Source organism: Alkalibacillus salilacus (assembly GCF_030812915.1).
GTDB lineage: Bacteria > Bacillota > Bacilli > Bacillales > Alkalibacillaceae > Alkalibacillus > Alkalibacillus salilacus.
In genome coordinates this window covers 50,355-69,932 of record NZ_JAUSTQ010000013.1, presented here as the reverse complement: position 1 = coordinate 69,932, position 19,578 = coordinate 50,355, and the positions used below count along the sequence as shown (strand labels likewise).

The 19,578-nt window shown below is 32.2% G+C and carries 16 protein-coding genes; all 16 read right to left on the bottom strand.

The annotated features are described in order from the left end of the window. Positions 1 to 108: 108 nt before the first annotated feature. Positions 109 to 1,746 (bottom strand): amidohydrolase, encoded by a 1,638-nt coding sequence (locus tag J2S77_RS12675; protein ID WP_306977908.1) that lies wholly within the window; start codon positions 1,744 to 1,746, stop codon positions 109 to 111. Positions 1,747 to 1,770: 24 nt separating this feature from the next. Further along, entirely contained in the window at positions 1,771 to 3,192 is a 1,422-nt protein-coding gene (locus tag J2S77_RS12670) for a sodium:solute symporter family protein (RefSeq protein ID WP_306977906.1), read from the bottom strand. Positions 3,193 to 3,402: 210 nt separating this feature from the next. Next, positions 3,403 to 4,572: a nucleotide sugar dehydrogenase gene (locus tag J2S77_RS12665; RefSeq protein WP_306977904.1), complete on the bottom strand. Its 1,170-nt coding sequence runs from the start codon at positions 4,570 to 4,572 to the stop codon at positions 3,403 to 3,405. Positions 4,573 to 4,618: 46 nt separating this feature from the next. Then, on the bottom strand, positions 4,619 to 5,755 hold the full coding sequence (locus tag J2S77_RS12660; protein ID WP_306977902.1) for an aminotransferase class I/II-fold pyridoxal phosphate-dependent enzyme: 1,137 nt from the start codon (positions 5,753 to 5,755) through the stop codon (positions 4,619 to 4,621). 365 nt (positions 5,756 to 6,120) lie between these two features. Continuing rightward, positions 6,121 to 6,912 (bottom strand): sulfotransferase family protein, encoded by a 792-nt coding sequence (locus J2S77_RS12655; protein WP_306977900.1) that lies wholly within the window; start codon positions 6,910 to 6,912, stop codon positions 6,121 to 6,123. Further along, positions 6,913 to 8,364 carry an oligosaccharide flippase family protein gene (locus tag J2S77_RS12650; protein WP_306977898.1) on the bottom strand — a complete coding sequence of 484 codons (1,452 nt, stop codon included), beginning with the start codon at positions 8,362 to 8,364 and terminating at the stop codon, positions 6,913 to 6,915. A gap of 561 nt (positions 8,365 to 8,925) precedes the next feature. Continuing rightward, positions 8,926 to 10,188: an O-antigen ligase family protein gene (locus tag J2S77_RS12645; RefSeq protein WP_306977896.1), complete on the bottom strand. Its 1,263-nt coding sequence runs from the start codon at positions 10,186 to 10,188 to the stop codon at positions 8,926 to 8,928. Between the two features lie 24 nt (positions 10,189 to 10,212). Continuing rightward, entirely contained in the window at positions 10,213 to 11,079 is an 867-nt protein-coding gene (locus J2S77_RS12640; RefSeq protein ID WP_306977894.1) for a glycosyltransferase family 2 protein, read from the bottom strand. A gap of 2 nt (positions 11,080 to 11,081) precedes the next feature. Then, entirely contained in the window at positions 11,082 to 12,206 is a 1,125-nt protein-coding gene (gene wecB, locus J2S77_RS12635; protein WP_306977892.1) for a non-hydrolyzing UDP-N-acetylglucosamine 2-epimerase, read from the bottom strand. A gap of 4 nt (positions 12,207 to 12,210) precedes the next feature. Then, a complete protein-coding gene (locus J2S77_RS12630; RefSeq protein ID WP_306977891.1) occupies positions 12,211 to 13,320 on the bottom strand; it encodes a capsular polysaccharide biosynthesis protein CapF in 1,110 nt (369 codons plus the stop codon). Then, positions 13,320 to 14,339, bottom strand: coding sequence for a nucleoside-diphosphate sugar epimerase/dehydratase (locus J2S77_RS12625; RefSeq protein ID WP_306977890.1), 1,020 nt, complete (start codon positions 14,337 to 14,339; stop codon positions 13,320 to 13,322). Before J2S77_RS12625 ends, J2S77_RS12630 begins: the two co-directional genes overlap by 1 nt. 1 nt (position 14,340) lies before the next feature. Further along, positions 14,341 to 15,552 (bottom strand): glycosyltransferase family 4 protein, encoded by a 1,212-nt coding sequence (locus tag J2S77_RS12620; RefSeq protein ID WP_306977888.1) that lies wholly within the window; start codon positions 15,550 to 15,552, stop codon positions 14,341 to 14,343. A 79-nt stretch (positions 15,553 to 15,631) separates the two neighbouring features. Then, complete coding sequence (locus tag J2S77_RS12615) at positions 15,632 to 16,267, bottom strand: sugar transferase (protein ID WP_306977887.1); 636 nt, start codon at positions 16,265 to 16,267, stop codon at positions 15,632 to 15,634. Positions 16,268 to 16,281: 14 nt separating this feature from the next. Next, the gene (locus tag J2S77_RS12610) at positions 16,282 to 17,517 is read right to left on the bottom strand and encodes a polysaccharide pyruvyl transferase family protein (RefSeq protein ID WP_306977886.1); all 1,236 of its coding nucleotides are present in this window, start codon (positions 17,515 to 17,517) and stop codon (positions 16,282 to 16,284) included. Positions 17,518 to 17,530: 13 nt separating this feature from the next. Beyond that, positions 17,531 to 18,217: an HAD-IA family hydrolase gene (locus J2S77_RS12605; RefSeq protein ID WP_306977883.1), complete on the bottom strand. Its 687-nt coding sequence runs from the start codon at positions 18,215 to 18,217 to the stop codon at positions 17,531 to 17,533. Positions 18,218 to 18,245: 28 nt separating this feature from the next. After that, positions 18,246 to 19,223, bottom strand: coding sequence for an ATP-grasp domain-containing protein (locus tag J2S77_RS12600; RefSeq protein ID WP_306977882.1), 978 nt, complete (start codon positions 19,221 to 19,223; stop codon positions 18,246 to 18,248). Positions 19,224 to 19,578 lie beyond the last annotated feature (355 nt).

Here is a 19,578-nt window from a genome sequence, read left to right as displayed (position 1 = left end):
GACACTAAAAAAGATGACCCCGAATCAATATCGAGGTCACCTTTTAGCCGCCTAGTTTTTTATTAAATTGTCCACTTTTAAGGGTACAGTTCATTGAGACGACCTTCTTTATTTAGAATAGACAACCTTACCATCAATAATAGTTTGTGCGACCTTTATATCTTTAAGATCTTGTAAATCTACCTCGTATGGATTATGAGACAATGTAATTAGATCAGCTTGCTTTCCTTCTTCTATAGAACCAGTTAGACCTTCTTCAAAATTGAGTTTGGCCCCCTCAATTGTCATTGTCCTTATCGCTGTATCCAAGTCAATCTTTTGCTCATTCCCCAAGACGTAACCATTTCTCGTTAACCGGTTAACAGCAGCCCAAATCGAAAAAATTGGAGAAATCGGAGTAATTGGACAATCAGAATGCAATGTATACAATAATCCGTTGTCCGAAGCTTCTTTAAGTGGATTAATCCGTTCAGCGCGTTCTGGTCCTAAGAAAATATCACGGTGACGATCGCCCCAGTAATACACATGATTAATAAAGAATGACGCAGCAATCCCTAATCGCTTCATTCTTTCTAAATCTTCTGGTAGTGCCGTTTGCACATGTTCTATTCGATGTCGATGATCCTGGCGAGGATATTCATTCAGAGCATATTCATATGCATCTATAATAGAACGAATAGCACGATCACCATTTCCATGCGTCGTGATACGAAATCCACGTTTATGGAAATGCAATACTTCCTGCTTAAAATCTTCTTCTTCATGTATAAATTCACCCATCACCGTCGGATCATTGTAGTAAGGCTCTCTTAGGGCACCTGTCATCCCTTGAATTGAGCCATCCTGGAACATTTTAATACTGTCTAATGATACTAAACCATCTGATTCATCTAATAGGTAGCGGTTTAACTCTTCAGGTGTATAATTTCCAAAAGGTGCTCCCTCTTCTACTAAATAGTGCATCATCATAACCCTTGTTTTAATCGGGTTCGCCCTTTCTTTCGCTGCTCGTAGGTGAACGTCTAATTCTTCCATATTAAAAATAGCAGCATCTGAGTTTGTTGTAATGCCCTTAGTCAAATATTCATCTGAGGCTCGTTTTAGAATCTGTACCAATTCATCTGTGCTCTTTTTAGGTAACGAATCTAAAAATGGTTGCATAGCTCCTGGTTCATATAACACACCATTCAAATTACCATCTTCATTCCGACCAAAATGTCCTCCCGGAAAATCTTCTACATAATCATCTAACCCTGCCATTTCAATCGCCTTCGAATTAACATAAGCTAAATGCCCCGAGATATGTCGGATATAAAGCGGGTGATGAGGCGCAACATCATCTAACTCTTTACGATTCAAATGACGTTTCTCGGCAATCATCGTATCATCATACCCGAACCCTTCAATCCATGAACCTGATTCAACTTTATTAGTTTGTTCACTGATCGCATTTAAGACATCACTAACAGCTTCATTTGGAGGTACATTACAATCTATTTGTTCCTTCGTTTTTGCATACATCAAGATATGGTTATGTGTATCGATAAACCCTGGAATCATCGTCGCTTGATCTAAATCAACAAAAGATGTTTCGTTATTAGACTCCACTTCATCTTGTGGAGGCTCAGTACTTTCCCAAACGCCTGTTATCACACCATCAGCTACTGTAAGCGAACCATACACATGATTAGACGCATCAAATGAATAAATTCTACCATTCTTATAAATTGTATCTACTTTCACCATATAATCACCTTCTTGAACATCGTTTTATTCATTTTTTTCATTCTTATAAGCAAAATAATAGGCTGTAGGATCCTCATCGTCTGAATGATCAGTGAGTAAACTGACAACTACTAATATTATTAAAGAAACTACTAAACCAGGAACGATCTCATGCAAGCCAAATGGTTTTCCTGCTAGATTCCAAATCATCGCAAAGATTAAGGAACCAACTACACTTGTGATCATGCCTATCTTCGTTGCACCATGCCAATACATCGCTGCCAAAACAGGGAACACCATTGAAACCGCCGAAAGTGATAAAGCGTACGTGTAAATTGCGATAATGTCAGAAATTAATAGAGCAATTAATAAACCACCCACAGCCATGACAGCTACAGAGAGACGTGAGACTTTTAAGATTTTCTCACCACTAGCATCAGGATTCATCCATTTTTCATAAATGTCTTTCGAGATATTCATTGCACCACTTAACAAGAATGAGGTTGCCCCTGTTAAAACAGCAGCAAATAATGAAACCATAAAGAAACCACCTATAGCAGGGTGAAAGACCGTCGCTAGAAAATCTGTATAAACAGAATCTGGGTGCGTATCTAAAGGAATAGATTGACGAGCAATCACACCAATCCCAACTGCAAAGAAGCCAACGACTGACGTTAAAATAAAACCAACTGTTACAGCACTAACAGCTGTTTTCTCTGATTTAGCAGCTGAAATACGTTGCCAAGATGTTTGCCACACGAGATAGAACGGCCCGAAGATAATTAGATAGTTAAGCAATTCTGTTCCACTTAATCCTGTAAAGTTAAGTAATTCGCTTGGCGTATTTTGTACAACCGTATCAAATCCACCTACGTAATTTAGACCAACGACAAACATCAAAATTAAACCGACAATGATTAAGACAGACTGTACCGCATCAGTCCATGCAACACTAGGTAGACCACCCATTAAAGTGAAGGACACACATACTAGAAAGCCAATAATCATGGCCCAGAATAACGGGATATCGACAATTGTCGTAAAAATAGAACCCATCCCAACAATCTGCATACCAAATGTTGGTGTCATGTAAAGTATACTGATAACCAACGCTGGGATTAATCCTGCTGCTTTACCGAAACGTCTTACGAATAGATCAGGAATCGTATACAACTTCAACTTTCGAATCGTTTTACCAAGTAAGAATACGAGTAAAATAGAGAATCCAGCTACAGGTAAAGTTGTTAAAAACCAAGCCGTACCGACCTGGAATCCTTCCCCAGCTGCACCAATGACTGCAGCAGACCCCATAGAAGTCGCAATAATACTACCACTAATAGGGAAAAATCCTAAGCTGAAGTTCGCCATTGTATAATCATCACTACTTTTGATTTTACGAGAATAATAGAAACCTAACGCCATAATACCTGTTATAAAGACTATTAACCATATTAAATACCAAGACATGCTTACAACACCTTTCAACATCTATTACTATAAATTTAAAAATATCATGGCGTAATTATAATGACTTCTTTCGACAAAGTTCAATGAAGTCATAATGTCCGTACCAATAAAGAAATTGGTACGGACATCTTCTGAAATCCCTAGACTAAAGCATATAAAAGCCTCGCGACCAGAGTGTTAATACTACTGGTCGCGAGGCTCGATAATTCATTAGTCACGAATAAAAATATCACGCGTATACACTTTATCAAATACCTCATTCAGTTCATCTGATAGTCGATTAGCAACGATAACATCAGCATAATTCTTGAATTGGTCAAAATTGTTCATAACTTTAAGCCCTTCAAATTCACGTTGTTCAAGAGATGGTTCGTGTACGACTATCTCAACACCTCTAGCCCTTAGGCGACTAATCACGCCTTGAATTGCTGATTGTCTGAAGTTATCAGAATCTGTTTTCATCGTTAAACGATATATACCAACCACACTTGGTTCATTAAGCATGATACGATCAGCAATATGTTCTTTACGTGTACGGTTAGATTCTACGATTGCCGTAATTAAACTATTCGGTACATCTTCAAAATTAGCAAGCAATTGCTTCGTATCTTTAGGTAAACAATAGCCCCCATACCCAAATGATGGATTATTATAATGATTCCCAATACGCGGATCAAGACTGACACCTTCAATAATCTGTCCTGTGTCCAAACCATTAATTTCCGCGTAGTTGTCGAGTTCATTAAAAAATGACACACGCATGGCTAAATATGTATTCGCAAATAATTTGATTGCTTCAGCTTCAGTTGAGTTAGTGAACAGTGTTGGAATGTCTACTTTCTCAGCACCTTGAACAAGCAAGCTTGCAAATGTTTCAGCTCTTTTAGACTGCTCACCTACAATAATTCGAGATGGGTAAAGGTTATCATACAACGCCTTCCCTTCTCGTAAAAACTCGGGTGAGAAAATAATATTATTGGTATTATATTTCTGTCGTAACTCTTCGGTATAACCGACAGGAATAGTAGATTTAATAATCATTAATGCCTGTTCATTAATCGATAATACGGTTTCAACAACTGTTTCAACCGTAGAAGTGTCAAAATAATTCTGTTCAGGATCATAATTGGTTGGTGTCGAAATAACAACAAAATCAGCATCTTGAATGGCTTCATGTTGATCAGTTGTCGCATTTAAATTCAAATCTTTGGTTATTAAAAACTCTTCAATTTCAGAATCTGCGATTGGGGATTTCTGATTATTTATTAAATCAACTTTATCTTGGACAATGTCAAGTGCTGTAACAGTGTTATATTGCGCTAACAGAACTGCATTTGATAAACCGACATAACCTGTGCCTGCAATTGTAATGTTGTACATACCTTTCACCTCTCAATTTCTATGAGAAATTCTGGATGCTATAAATCTAGTTTAATACAACTAATATAATTTTGATGACTCTTTCCTGATCCTCTATAGCCAAATTCGATCCTGAAGGTAAACAAATGCCGTCCTTAAACAGCTTTTCAGACACACTATCATCTATTTGATGAGGGTAATAGATAGAACCCTCAAACAGAGGTTGTAAATGCATTGGTTTCCAAACAGGACGAGCTTCTATATTGTTTTCACTTAGGGATTCAATAATATGATCACGAGAAACACCAGTTTGCTTAGGGTCAATCGTTAATGCTGTTAACCATTTATTCGAGTAAGTTCCTTCGAGCTCTGGTTGAAAAGAGATGCCATCAATTTGATGGAAAGCATCATAATACCGCTTAAACACCGCACGTCGTTGTTGGACACGTTGATCTAACACTTCCAGTTGACCCCTTCCAACACCTGCGACAATATTGCTCATACGGTAGTTATACCCCACTTGGCTATGCTCATAATGGACAGCTGGATCACGAGCTTGAGTCGATAAAAAGCGAGCCTTTTGAATAGCAGCTTCATCATTAGAAACTAATGCCCCACCACCTGAAGTTGTGATAATTTTGTTTCCATTAAACGAATAAATACCAAAATGGCCAAACGTACCACTTTTCTGACCTTTGTATTCACTACCTAGTGACTCAGCAGCATCTTCAATAACTGGGACACCATAAGAATTACAAACCGACATAATTTCATCCATCTTGGCGCTCTGACCATATAAATTCACAACAATTACGGCCTTAGGTAATTGCCCCGCCTTATCGAAATCTTGCAATGCTCTTTCCAAAGCAACAGGAGACATATTCCAAGTGTCAGGTTCAGAATCAATAAAGACAGGGTTGGCATGTTCATACAGAACTGGATTTGCAGTTGCCACGAATGTTAATGACGATACAAATACGTGATCGTCTGGCTCAACTTCCAGTATCCGTAATGCTAAATGAATTGCTGCAGTGCCAGATGACAGGACTGTTGTATGTGCAACACCATTATAGCTCGACAATTCTTGTTCAAATCCGTTCACATTATTACCGAGAGGTGCGACCCAGTTCAGATCAAAAGCTTCTTGTATGTATGGTTGTTCATTCCCTGACATATGCGGGCTTGACAAATAGACTTTACTCATTGTTTGCCTCATTTCTACGTAAAAATTAAATCCGGATTAAACATTATTTTCCTAGTACTATAACAACAAGACTACAGCTTAACTATCAGAAAACTAGTACATATTATACTCTAATAATATCATTGCATTCACCTTATGCTCTGCATTTGTATGTACTTAATTTTCGAAAGATAAATCTCATCCAAAAAGGTTTATAGGAGTCCTTATTTGAAGAAATGCCTTTTATTCATCGTATTTAGTATGTGAATTTAAGTATATTTAATTAACATGTTCATAAGGTATGACTAGATATTTCATATTTTGTATTCACATATAAACGGCACATTTATATACAAAACATTTTGATAAGATCTCTTTTAAAACTACTAATTAGTATCATATCCATAAAATTGTAATAATTTATAACCTTTTTTATTAAAGTCCGCTATTTCCGAATCACTAAGTTCTTTTCTCCATTTCCCTCTATTATCATAAATCGGCTGATTAGCCTGCCATGCACGGTATTCAATATGATTATCTTTGTTATATTGATTAGTCGGCTCCTTCAATTCGGACGTATTACCATAAGAATACGTTTGTTTATAAAAGTTCTTCAAAGCATCTTCATACTCTTCATTCAAAAATTCTGTAACTTCTAATAAGGTATCATCAAAATCTGTGATTATTGATTCATACTTAACTACCTTGACTCTTTTATCATCTAAAAAAGGGATCAGTGCCTCATTATCATTTATCCACCGGTTCATACTTTTATTAAAATCTTCATAGCGTTTTTTTAATGATAAACTAACATCTCTGCCATCCCGAACTAATGCAATTATTTGAGCGTTAGGATAATATTTTAAAATTCTATTAACTTTCATTATGTGTTTAGGCGTTTTTTCTACAAGCCTATTATTCTTATTAGATTGATACTTTTCATACTCTTTTTTTATTTTAAAACGCGTGAAAAGATCTCGAAATAAATTTGTTTCATAATTAATAACATCCAAATTGGAATGTGCATTTAAAATTGAAGCCATTAATGTAGTGCCACTATGACCACAACCGACAATAAAAATAGGACTTTCATTGGAAATTGGTTTATTGATAAAAAAGTCTATAATATTATTTCTAACTCTTAACAGAAACTTCAATCCCTTTTTTAATCTTGGCATCTAAACACCCTTTCTAATTAATTTTAAGTAATTTAAAATTCTATTTCTCTCAAATAATAAGACTACTACAACATAACTGAAGCCTAATAATAATATTGTGATTATTAACATGATTATTAGTGGAGGGTTTATTGTTAGATGATTTATCAATTTATAAATAATCAACATAGTTAGTAGACCTAAGCATGGAAACTTAATATTTACAACATACCTCCTCATATTCAGTCCAATTAACTTGTTTATGAAGTATTGTATAATAACAAACCTTAATATTAAAAAGATACTGTATAGTACTATTATCATATTAAGACTATTTCCTAATAGCACCAATGACAATATGTATAGTGGTATCATTATCAACTCTAAGGATAAAAGTAACCCAGGTTTATTTTTAGCATATATCAAAGAAGTACCGACACTCGATGTCAATACTATTAAAGCAATAGGTATTGCTAGACCTTCAAAAATAACTATACTCTTGTACCAGCTTTCATCAAACAGCAATGGCACAAGATATTTTGCAGTTAAAGAACACAATAAAAACAATGGGAATGCTATTAAAAATAGTAGATAACTAATTATCAAATAATATTTCTGTAATTCTCCATTATCATTTTGAAAATTAGAATACAATGGTAACATAACTTGACCTATAGAGGATGTTATTAAACTTTGGATCTGAATTAACAATGTTTTCACAAATGAATAAACACCTAAAATATCGGGTGTAAGAATTCCACCAATTATAACTTCATCAATTTTCTGACCTGAAAACGTAAGTATCTTTTTGAAGCCAATTTGAGAAATGAACAGACGATAATTTTCAAAATGTTTTAAGGATAATATAGGGGTTAGCTTTAAACTTGCATATTTTATGATTCCGTGTAAATTTATTAATAAGTTTACACTATTAGAAATTAACAGACCATATACAAACCCCCAAATCCCTAAACCTACTGAAATTAATACTAATGAGATAAGAGTTTCTATAATATACTTACTCATTTTCCCTATTACTTCAATTTTAAACAAAAACTCTCGGTTAAGCACAAAAGCACTTATTTTTGCTAAACTGTTTATTATTATAACTATTAATAATAAACTAATTATTTTATCCAGTTCACTTAAACTAAAATAATCAGATATGAATCCTCTAATAAAATATAAAATACTAATAATCACCAAATTAACTAGTAATATTGCATAAATAGTTGAAGAAAAAACTTTGTCATTAAATCTCATTTTCTGAACAATAAATTCACCAAAACCAAAATTACTAATCATTTCAGTTAATGAAACAATCAAAAGGATTACTGCAACATAAGCATACTCTGATGGTGTTAACAAAATAGCTAAACTTATTCTAAAAATTGGTTGTAGCAAAGAATTAGTTAATGTTTTAATACCTGTCCATTTAAAACCATGTATCGCTTTTCTTGTAATATCTTTCAATATAAAGACTCCATTTCATTAAAAAAACATTTGATATTAAAGTTTTTATCGTATAACTTAGTTTCCAATTTTTAGATGAAAATTCACGCATTTCTATCTATAATTTGAAATCACATTTTGAGCAACAAATTAAAAATACTAACATCTCTAATGTAAAAACGTATTTTTGCTTTTAGTAAACCACTTCATTAATTATTTGAAAAGAATTTAGACTGATAATTATATTTAGAAAATAAATAAATGTTTTTTAGCATTAATACCAAAAAAAATATTCTTCACCTTAGTTTTGGGCTGTAGTATTTAAACTAGAAGCCATTCAAAATATATATTCTTCTTAATGTGGTATTTTACATACTTGAATAAATATATAGAATAAACAACCCTTATTAAGGATAAATGTTTTAATTGTCACTTGTATTTTAAACATAATTTAACAAATAATCACTAACCCATTTCATTACTTCACATCATCCCATTAAAACATATCATTTTTCAATAAATCTAATTACTCTTCTTTAACCTAATCTCTTTAACATCCAATCTAAAATAGCTCCGAAAATATCAGGTAGCAAATAATTCACTTATTTTATCGTAATTTAAAATAATCAAGAACACAAAAACTGCCTGAATTGGTTGATAAAAGGTTCCAGCACCAATAACCATATTGATCAATAAAATTACTGATATAGCAGTGAAAGATCTATCGATAATATTAAGTTTCCTATTTCTTAATTTTTTCCTCAATGTAACAAAAGTTATCCTAGTTAATAAGAAAACATAAGATATTAAATGGATGATCCCACCTGATAATAACAAATCAAAATACGTATTATGAGGCATCGGATAATGGCTTAATCCCATCACACCAGCTAATGGAGCAAACCCTATCCCCAATATTAATTCATGTAATTTTATGTCATGAAATTCTATAACCTTTAGTGGCATACCAACAAGTCTATTAAGTAGATCTTCTTGTGTATTTTCAATACCACCAGTGTTTAGGGTATAATTAATAATTGTTTCTGTATAGATAGCTAACAGAGATTCACTATTAAATAGAAAAATTATATATCCTGTTAATCCTAAAAACATAAGTGAGGATAGGCTCAATATTAATCGTTTGATATTTAAGTTGAATATTAAATAAAGCGAAATGACAATCATAATATTTACTACTGCAGCTTTTTGGAGCGAAGCCAACATTCCAATTGAAATAATGGAAATTAATAGTACTTTAAATTTATTATTAAATAAAGATTTATTTTTATCTAATGATAGTATAGCTAAAGCTAATGCTCCTAGGGTTCCTAAGGCGGTTAAGCTACCCGCCAAAGATGCATATCTTACGAGCCCTTCTCTATAAGATGGTTCAGCAAAAAAAGATATTGAACCAAAAATAATCTGATAAAAAACACTCACAGCAACAATGGCCATATATATGCATAATGTTTGTAAGAATAATTTTATGAAATCTTTTGAAAAATCGTTATAGAATACCAAAAAGATTATAAATGGAAGTGTAACCAGATAGCGTGGAAAAGCTAAGATCCACTCGTTAAAGTCTAAGTATACAATGCTAGTAATTGGTATAAATAACAAAGTGAATAAGAAGATTAAGTTTCTTGGTTTAGCTGAAATTTCATATTTGTAATTTTTACTAACAACTAATAAATAAATTATATATAGCAAGATATATAGAGAAAATAACACTCCAACATAAACAACAGTGCTTATATTTCTAGTGATTTGGAACAATAAAACCAAAACTACAAAATATAGAATCCATTCTATTTGATTTATATTTTTATTAAACTTTTTTAACATTGTTTACTTCCTTTAACACTTAGATCATTTATATCTTATTGATGTTGTTTTAAATAACAAATATGGAATTGAATAGAATATCTTGTATATGCTTTCTTTATATCTACGATTAGCGTTTACCGTAACTTTACTTGCTAATAAATTATTAAAATATGATACTCTGTAAGCCACTTTAGCTAAAAATGGCAACCTTTTTAATATCTCATTATCTTTTTTTATTTCTTTCCAAGTATCTGCTCTACTTTTCAATTGAACTTCAGCACGAAAACCTGCATTAGATCCTCTTATTCTAAACTTAGAAAACACTCCATCGAGATAACCTAAATTATGGTTTTTTGCAATCTGTTTATAGAATGCACCATCTTGTCCATATCTTTTATCTAATGGAAAAATAATATCTTCATTTAATAGAACATCTTTTCTCACCATTACACATGAAGTTTGAATCTTTAAGGAGATAAAACAATCAACGTATACATCCCCTTGATAAATACTTGTATTAGTAACTTTTGTTTTATTTTCTTGATCCCAGAAGTATTCATAAGAATGTTGACTCCAAGCATTTTTTGTTTCTTCCATTAGTTTTACTTGCATTTCTACCTTTTTAGGCATCCAGATGTCATCAGAATCTAAAAATGCTATATACTTTCCTGCACTTTTTTCTATCCCTAGATTTCGGGCAGAGGATGGACCGCCATTTTCCTTATTAATTAAAAACGCAAAATTATTATACTTTTCCATAACTGAAGTTGGATCTTCTGGAGAACCATCATTGACTACAAGAACCTCAAGATTATCGTATGTTTGATTTTTGACACTATGTAATGCTTCATCAAGCCAATTTAATTCAGAATAAAAAGGGATTACTACACTAACTAATGGTTTTTTCATTACTATTTCCTCCACACCGCACTATTGACATAGTTAGTATAAGAAATTAAAATTCGTAATATTTTTTCAGAAACATTATGCATACTATAATCATTTACCAACTTTAAAGTACCTTCACCCTGAGTTTCTAATACTGTTAGCCCTTGTAGAATTCTCTCTTTTTTTAAGCCTACCATCATTACTGATGCTTCTTCCATTGCTTCCGGACGTTCATGAGCCTCTCTAATATTTAATGCCCTAAACCCTAATATAGAAGATTCTTCACTAATTGTACCACTATCACTTAAGACCGCTCGTGAACTTATTTGTAATTTGTTATAATCGTTAAACCCTAAAGGCTTCAAAGTTTGAATTAATGGGTGTAATTCAACACTGTTAGATTCAATCATATTCTTTGTACGTGGGTGAGTGCTAATTATTACTGGTAAGTTAAATCGTTCGGCAATGTAGTTTAAACTTTCCATTAAATCATTAAAATTTTTATCCGAATTAATATTTTCTTCTCTATGAGCTGAAACAAGAAAATAGTTATTCTTTTCAAGATTGAGATCCGTTAATACATTAGAATTCTTTATATCTTCTTTTCTTGAATTTAATACTTCATTCATTGGACTACCTGTTTTAATAATTCGATCTGCTGATAATCCTTCATTAATTAAATACTCCCTAGCAATACTACTATAAGTGAGATTAATATCAGCGGTGTGATCTACAATTTTCCGATTTGTTTCTTCAGGTACTCGTTGATCAAAACAACGGTTTCCTGCTTCCATATGGAAAATAGGAACCTTTTTGCGTTTGGCTGCTATTGCAGTTAAGCAACTATTTGTATCACCTAACACCAGCAGTGCATCTGGTTTTACTTCATCTAAAATGGGGTCAATGGCAATAAAGATATTACCAATAGTTTCTATTGCTGAACCTTGTGCAGCATCCAGGAAATAATCCGGTTTTCTCAAATGAAAATCATTAAAAAAGACTTCATTTAATTCATAATCATAGTTTTGACCTGTGTGAACAAGTGTATGCTCAATGGCATCTGATTGTTCTAATTTATTAATAACAGCCGACAAGCGTATAATTTCTGGCCGTGTTCCAACTACTGTCATGACTTTTAACTTTTCCATGCTATTAAACCTCCAAATAGTGCGTGTCAGGGTTGTCAGGGTCGAACAATTCATTTGCCCACATAAGTGTCACCATATCCGTATCACCTAGGTTTTCAATGTTATGTGTATATCCCACAGGAATATCGATTACTTCAAGTTTTTCACCAGAAACGTAGTATTCTATTATTTCGTCGCATCCATAACGGCGGAAACGTATCACACCTTCACCTGAAACCACTATGAATTTTTCATTTTTTGTATGATGCCAATGGTTACCTTTTGTAATTCCTGGTTTGCTAACATTGACAGATACTTGCCCGCGGTCAGGTGTTTTTAGAATTTCAGTGAATGAACCACGGTGATCAACATTCATTTTTAATGGATAGCTAAAGTTATCTCTGTCTAAATAGCTTAAATATGTACTATATAGTTTCTTCGTGAATTCATCAGACATATCAGGAATCCTCTTATCCTCTCGACCGTCTTTAAACGATTGAATTAATTCCACGATATGACCTAATGTAACGTAATGAACAGTTGGCACTTCGCAAAATTGATTGATTACATTAGGGGTACCTTTTAAAGCTTGTATAAATTCCCTTATCACATCATCAATGTAAACAAGTTCCATTTCAACAGTTGAATCATTCACTTGAATGGGTAAATTATTGGCGATATTATAGCAAAATGTAGCGACAACACTATTGTAATTAGGTTTACACCATTTACCGAACACATTAGGTAGCCGATAAATGTATGTTTCGATATTATTTATTTCACCATAATCAAATACTATATCTTCCCCAGCTTTTTTACTTTTACCATAGGGATTATCTTGTTCAGCTTGTATAGATGATGTAATTAATATTGGGCTTCGATTATTATAAAACTCTAATCTATCAAGCAATTCTTTAGTTAAGTTGTAGTTACCCTCCATGAACTCTTCATCACGCTTTGGCCTGTTTACACCAGCTAAATGAAATACAAAATCAGCATCTTTACAATAGTTATCTAGTTCATTAAGTGTATTGCAACGATTAAATAATAATAAATCATCATAACCTTGGCTTTGTAATTCAGCTATTAAATTTTTGGCAATAAAACCATTTGATCCTGTTATCAAGATTTTCATTATGATTGCCAACCTTTCAGTGCTTCTTGGACCACATCCAAAGTCAATAATTTCTGTTTAACCTGTTCGATCGTTAACCGCTCAGTATTATGCGAATTATACTCGTCTTCTGTTGATAATTGTTCGTTACCTTCGACAAAGTATTTATCATAATTGAGGTCTCTCGTGTCTGCTGGTACACGGTAAAATCCACCTAAATCATCTGCTACAACATGCTCTTCCTTGGTAAGAAGTGTTTCATATAACTTCTCGCCATGTCTTGTCCCAATTACTTTTATTTCGTTATCGACATTAAAGAGTTCTTTTAATGCTTGTGCTAAGTCTCCAATCGTTGAAGCAGGAGCTTTTTGAACCATAATATCCCCGGCTTCAGCATTTTCATAGGCAAAAACTACAAGTTCAACAGCTTCCTCAAGTGTCATAAGGAATCTAGTCATATTGGGGTCAGTTATAGTTATCGGTTTTCCATTCATTATTTGATCAATAAACAGCGGAATTACCGAACCCCGTGAAGCCATGACATTACCATATCGTGTACCACTGATTAACGTCTGATTGGGATCAACGGTTTTCGATTTTGCGACGAACACTTTCTCCATCATTGCTTTCGAAATGCCCATCGCATTAATTGGGTAAGCGGCTTTATCCGTAGATAAACAAACGACTTTTTTAATGCCGGTTTCAATTGCTGCCTGCAACACATTTTCTGTACCTTGTACGTTTGTTTTCACAGCTTCCATCGGGAAAAACTCACATGACGGGACTTGCTTTAAAGCCGCAGCATGGAAAATGTAATCAACACCATACATAGCATCTTTAACACTTTGCTTATCACGCACATCACCTATGTAAAATTTTAATTTGTTATTGCGGTACTGCTTTCGCATATCATCTTGTTTTTTTTCATCTCGTGATAAAATACGAATTTCTTTAATGTCCGTATCTAAAAAGCGTTGCATAACGGCATTACCAAAGGAACCAGTACCACCTGTTATTAAGATTGTTTTATTATGAAACATATTAATCGTCCTTTTTAAGATGAGCTAGTATAGTTTTTACATTTTTTCTAACATCATAATTTTTCTCTAGATATGATCTACCTAGCTTACCCATCTCTATTCTTTTTTGTTTATCAGAAGCTAATGTATTTGCTAGCGTTATAAACTTTTCAACATTATTACTTTCTGTCCAATATCCACTACCAGATTCATATAATATATCTTTTAAATCTGTGTTTGGATCAGTTGCTGCTAATGTAGGTAAAGAGTGCTCCATGTAAGCAGTAAGCCTTGATGGAATATTCGGTATTGTAAATCTGTAATCAAGGAAAACAAGGCCGACATCTGCAACTTTGAGTAGTTCATCATATTCATCCTTTGGAAGACGGTTTAACACCTTTACATTTCTAATATCGTTCATTTCAATAGTGTCTTTAAGTTCATTAAATTTCGCACCTGAGCCAACAATTAATAAGAATGAACTATGTACTTGATTAAATTTAGAAACAACCTCTTTAATATATTCAATCCCCTGAGGTACTCCAATATTACCACCATAAACAAACAGCGTTTTTCCTTCTGGGACGCCATATTTTAATAGATAAGATCGACCACTAGTTTTGCAGATGTCTTTAGGAATAATAGCATTCGGAAATAACTCCACTTTATTAGGATTAATATTATTGTTTTCAAGTAAGTAATTGATGTTACCTTGTGACATACAACCTATAAAGTCTGAGTGTTCATAGAGTATTTTTTCTTTTTTACGGAAATATTTATAGACTAAAGACTTCTTACTAAACATACCTAAATCCACAGCATTTTGTGGAAAAATGTCTTTTAGCATGAGATATGAAGAGCTATTATGTTTTCTTTTCATGTACTTAATTACTTTATCGAATGTTATTGGGGGTGTCGAATAGACAACCATATCAAAATCAATATCACTAAAATATTTTTTGATTGCTTTTATATATTGTCTTTGTAACTTAAGTGTTGATATCCCTTTTTCAATAATATTAGAGGATTTCGTAATATTACCTGTTTTCACCTTAAGAATTTTAATGTTTTTATGTTCTATCAAATCATCAGGTAAACCTTTGCGTTTTTCATTAGGAGAAACAATGAAAATATTAATGTTATTTTTTGAAATAGCATTAATAAATTCTGTATAAAGATTCCTTTCATTCAAATCAATGTTTCCTAAAGTTAAGAAAAGTATATTATATTGCATAATAGACACCCATATCATAATTTTTATAAAGTAATTAATAGAAATAATAAGTTCGATTATCTGTAAATTAAAGATGTAGTCACCCTTCAACGTCTTTCCTTACATCGTTAGAATGACTACTTATTTCATCATGATTAGTAAATTCTACTTTTTCCGATTTTAAAACCACTAGAAATGTTTTAAAAATAATACCAATATCTCTAAAGAAAGTTAAGCGGTTAACATAATCTAAATCACACTTTATCTTTTCTTCCCAGGATAGACTGTTTCGCCCACTCACTTGCGCTAATCCTGTAAGTCCAGGCTTTACATTCAATCTCTTTTCTTGCGTTTTATCATATTTCTCTACCTGGTACAACAATGTGGGTCTGGGTCCAACTAATGACATATCACCTTTAAATATATTAATAATTTGTGGTAACTCATCTAAACTAGTTTTTCTTAAAAAGTTACCAAATTTAGTTATCCGATCGTAATTCTCAATTGGTCTTCCATCTAAATAATAACTATCTTCAAACCTTAACATAGTTCGAAATTTATAAATTTTAAATGGTTTTTTATTCATACCGATTCTTGTTTGAGTAAAATAGGTTTTTCCTTTAGATTCTATCTTTATTATTAGGCCAATAATTAGAAAAAGTGGGGATAAAAGAACTAAAGCTATCATACTACAAACAATATCTATTAAACGCTTAAAATACCTTCTATAAATCATTTTTAACTCACCTATCAATTTACTATTTGACTTAAATAATTTTCTCTTATGCTATACAAGTTTTTTTTATTATTAAGATATTGTAAATTATACTTGGATTTTTGTTCGTTAACAATTTGAATAAAGTCTTTCTCAATATATTTTAACGTTCTAATAAAGTCGGTTCCTAAATAATATCTTTCATCAAACCCAGTATTATTAAGAACAAGATTTAATACACCTGCATTCTTATTATAATAGTATCGCTTATCTCCCATCACTTCTTTTAAGACACTCATTGTTGGAGTTTCATTTTCTAAAGCAAGAACAAAGGAATGGTAACGTGAACAAACTAAGAATGTCGCGTTTTGTATTATTTCTATAGAATCCTGTATAGGGAGATATCCTTTTTCGCTAATATCTACATATTCGAAGTAATCAAGATGCTTACTAAGAAATTCGGCTTGCTCCAATCCACCATTTCCTAGATGAAGAGGCAAAAATACGGTTTTTACACCATATTTATTGTACATTAATGTGGTGAAGGTTCTAAACTTTTCAATATTTTCTTCAAGATAATCCAAAGGTAAATATGTTTCCATAACAATATAATTGTCACATTCAATGTTATAATTCTTAGGCCACTTTTTTAAGTTATTATTTATAAACAATAAATCATCAGGTATTTTTTTTATATTCTTATCCACTATGCCTGCTTGACGAGCCCAGATAGGAGAATATAAATCATCTCGACAACCGAAAGTAACGTTATTCAAAGATCCTAATATGGAAGAAAAGAAATTAACATCATCTTCAAAAGGCCCATAACTATTACCAGTAAAGGCGATTTCTTTTCCTAATTGATTAGCAATTAGTATTGGTGCAATAATCTTCACTAAACGTTCCAACCTATGCGGCTTACTCCATAAACTATTAAAATAGCCCCCGCCATTAACTATTAAAACATCTACATTCCTCATCTCATTTAGTAATTCATCGTAATTATTAATCATTGAAATAATTTCAATTGGAGTGAATGCATAATTTGTATTAGTATAATTTTTAAACTCCTCGGCTAGTAAAACACTTCTAATTTCTAAATTAAAATCCATTAAATAGTCTTCTTTTATCTTGTTAAGAAATTTATCATCATATGTAAATAACAATACATCTTCAACATATAGATCAAATAGATTATTTACGAGCATAGCATAGTCACCAAAATTTACATCAGCAAAAGGACCAGTCATAGCAACTCTTTTTTTTTCCATAAAAAGATACTCCTTATTCTTTTATAATACAGCTTGTAAGCTCATTTAAGTTTTTTATTCTGACATCTTCCCTGACATTTTTTAAATAATTATCATCCATATAAACCCCCTCTGATCTCAGAATTCGCATAGTAGTAATTGGGTGAATTTTAGATATAAAGAAATCTTTGTCAGGGTTATCACCGACGTATAACATTTCTTCAAAATCAACTTCAAATAATTCTTTCATTATTTCAAAGGCTTTTGGGTGAGGCTTCCAGAAACCTTCACCCAACTCATCTGTAACAATTATCTCATCGAAATACGTTTTAGCGTTGATTACTTCAATTTTCTGTCTTTGCGTTTCGTGAAAACCGTCTGTAATCATTCCAACTTTCACATTATTGTTTCTTAATTTTTTTATATTATGAACCACATCTTCATAAAAATAGATATCAGGTTTATGTGTTCTGTATTCATATACTAAAAAAGAAATGAGCTCATCAGAGTATGAAAATCCTATTTTATCTAATAGCCTATTAAAAATATTCTTAGAATTATGATTAAATAACTCTAAAAGGTATGAATATACATATTCGTTATCCAAATTATATTCGTTACTTATTATTTTAGAAACATGTTTAAACCCACTTCTCACAAACTGCTTTTCAGATATAAGCGTATCGTCTAAATCAAATATTACAACTTTTATATTATCCATTATAAAAAAGCCCCACCCTTTAAAATCCCTAATCATTATAAATGTTTAAGTTTTCGTCAAGTGCAATACTTCTGTCAAATCTTAAAAAGATCATTCCGTTTTTATAATCTTCTGTATATTTAAGTTCTTGACCACTCAACAACTTAAATAGGTATTCGCATGAATCAGCTCCGCTTTGAATACTCATTGGCGCGCCACCACCAAACCTCGGATTTATTTCAATATACTTGATACCATCTTTTGTTTTGAACAGTTGCACTGTAATATGGCCAATAGGTTTTAAAGTCTTCATTAATGAATGGACATCTCTAATTATGTCTTGATCCTTTACAATTTTTCCCTTAGATATTTCACCACTTCTAGTAGCTATTCTCAATCGAGGCACGATAGAGATCACATTACTTTCAAAATCTAAAAAAACATCAACAGTGTATTCATCTCCAGCCAAACACTCTTGAATGATTGGTTCATCAATCATTGGTTTATAATTTTTTAGTTCTTTCTCACTACTAACTTTAAATGTGTTAATGCTTGAACTGCCTGATTTTGGTTTAATAAATAATGGATAAACTTTATCATTGATTTCTACTTCAGAATACATTTTAGGGACTTTAAATCCATTGGATAATAAAAAATTGTGGGTGTTAAACTTATCCCTACAAATATCGATTACGTTGTAATCAGAAATTAACACTTTTACACCAGCACTTTTTTCTATCCATTCTTTATTTTTTGCTAAAAGTAATAAATCGGTATCTATTGTAGGTACAATCAGCGAGATGTTTTCTTTTTTTGAAACTTCAATTAAAAATGAGATATAGTTTGGTTCATCAATTCTGGGAGTTATAATAGATTTATCTGCATAATACAGGGCCGGAGCTAATTCAGAGTTATCTCCTGCTATAATTTCACAGTTTATCCCTAGGGCTTTGCCTGCTTTTTTGAATTGTTCTACTAACTCAACTCTTCTGCCAGAGCTTAATACTAAAACATTTATTCTATTCATTATTTGAATCATCCTTTTAGTCATAAACAATAATTGAATTATGTTAAAATTCTACCTATCCAATCAATTTCATTTCTAGTACCTTTAACGAACGTAAAGATTTAGAAGTCCATTATAATAATTATTTTAATAAACAGTCGATTTACAATATATTGCTTCTGTGATGAAAGAATTACTGCAAATCACAATTTATTCAAAACGCTGTGGTTCTATTAAAATTTAATTTTTAATAGATGCTAATTAGTTTTTATAATTGACGTGAACTAGGTGGATCTAATCATATAAAATTTCACTTATCATTCCTTCTGATTCATCTGTCCATTAAATTATAGAAGGTCGGAGCAATTTTGTTCAT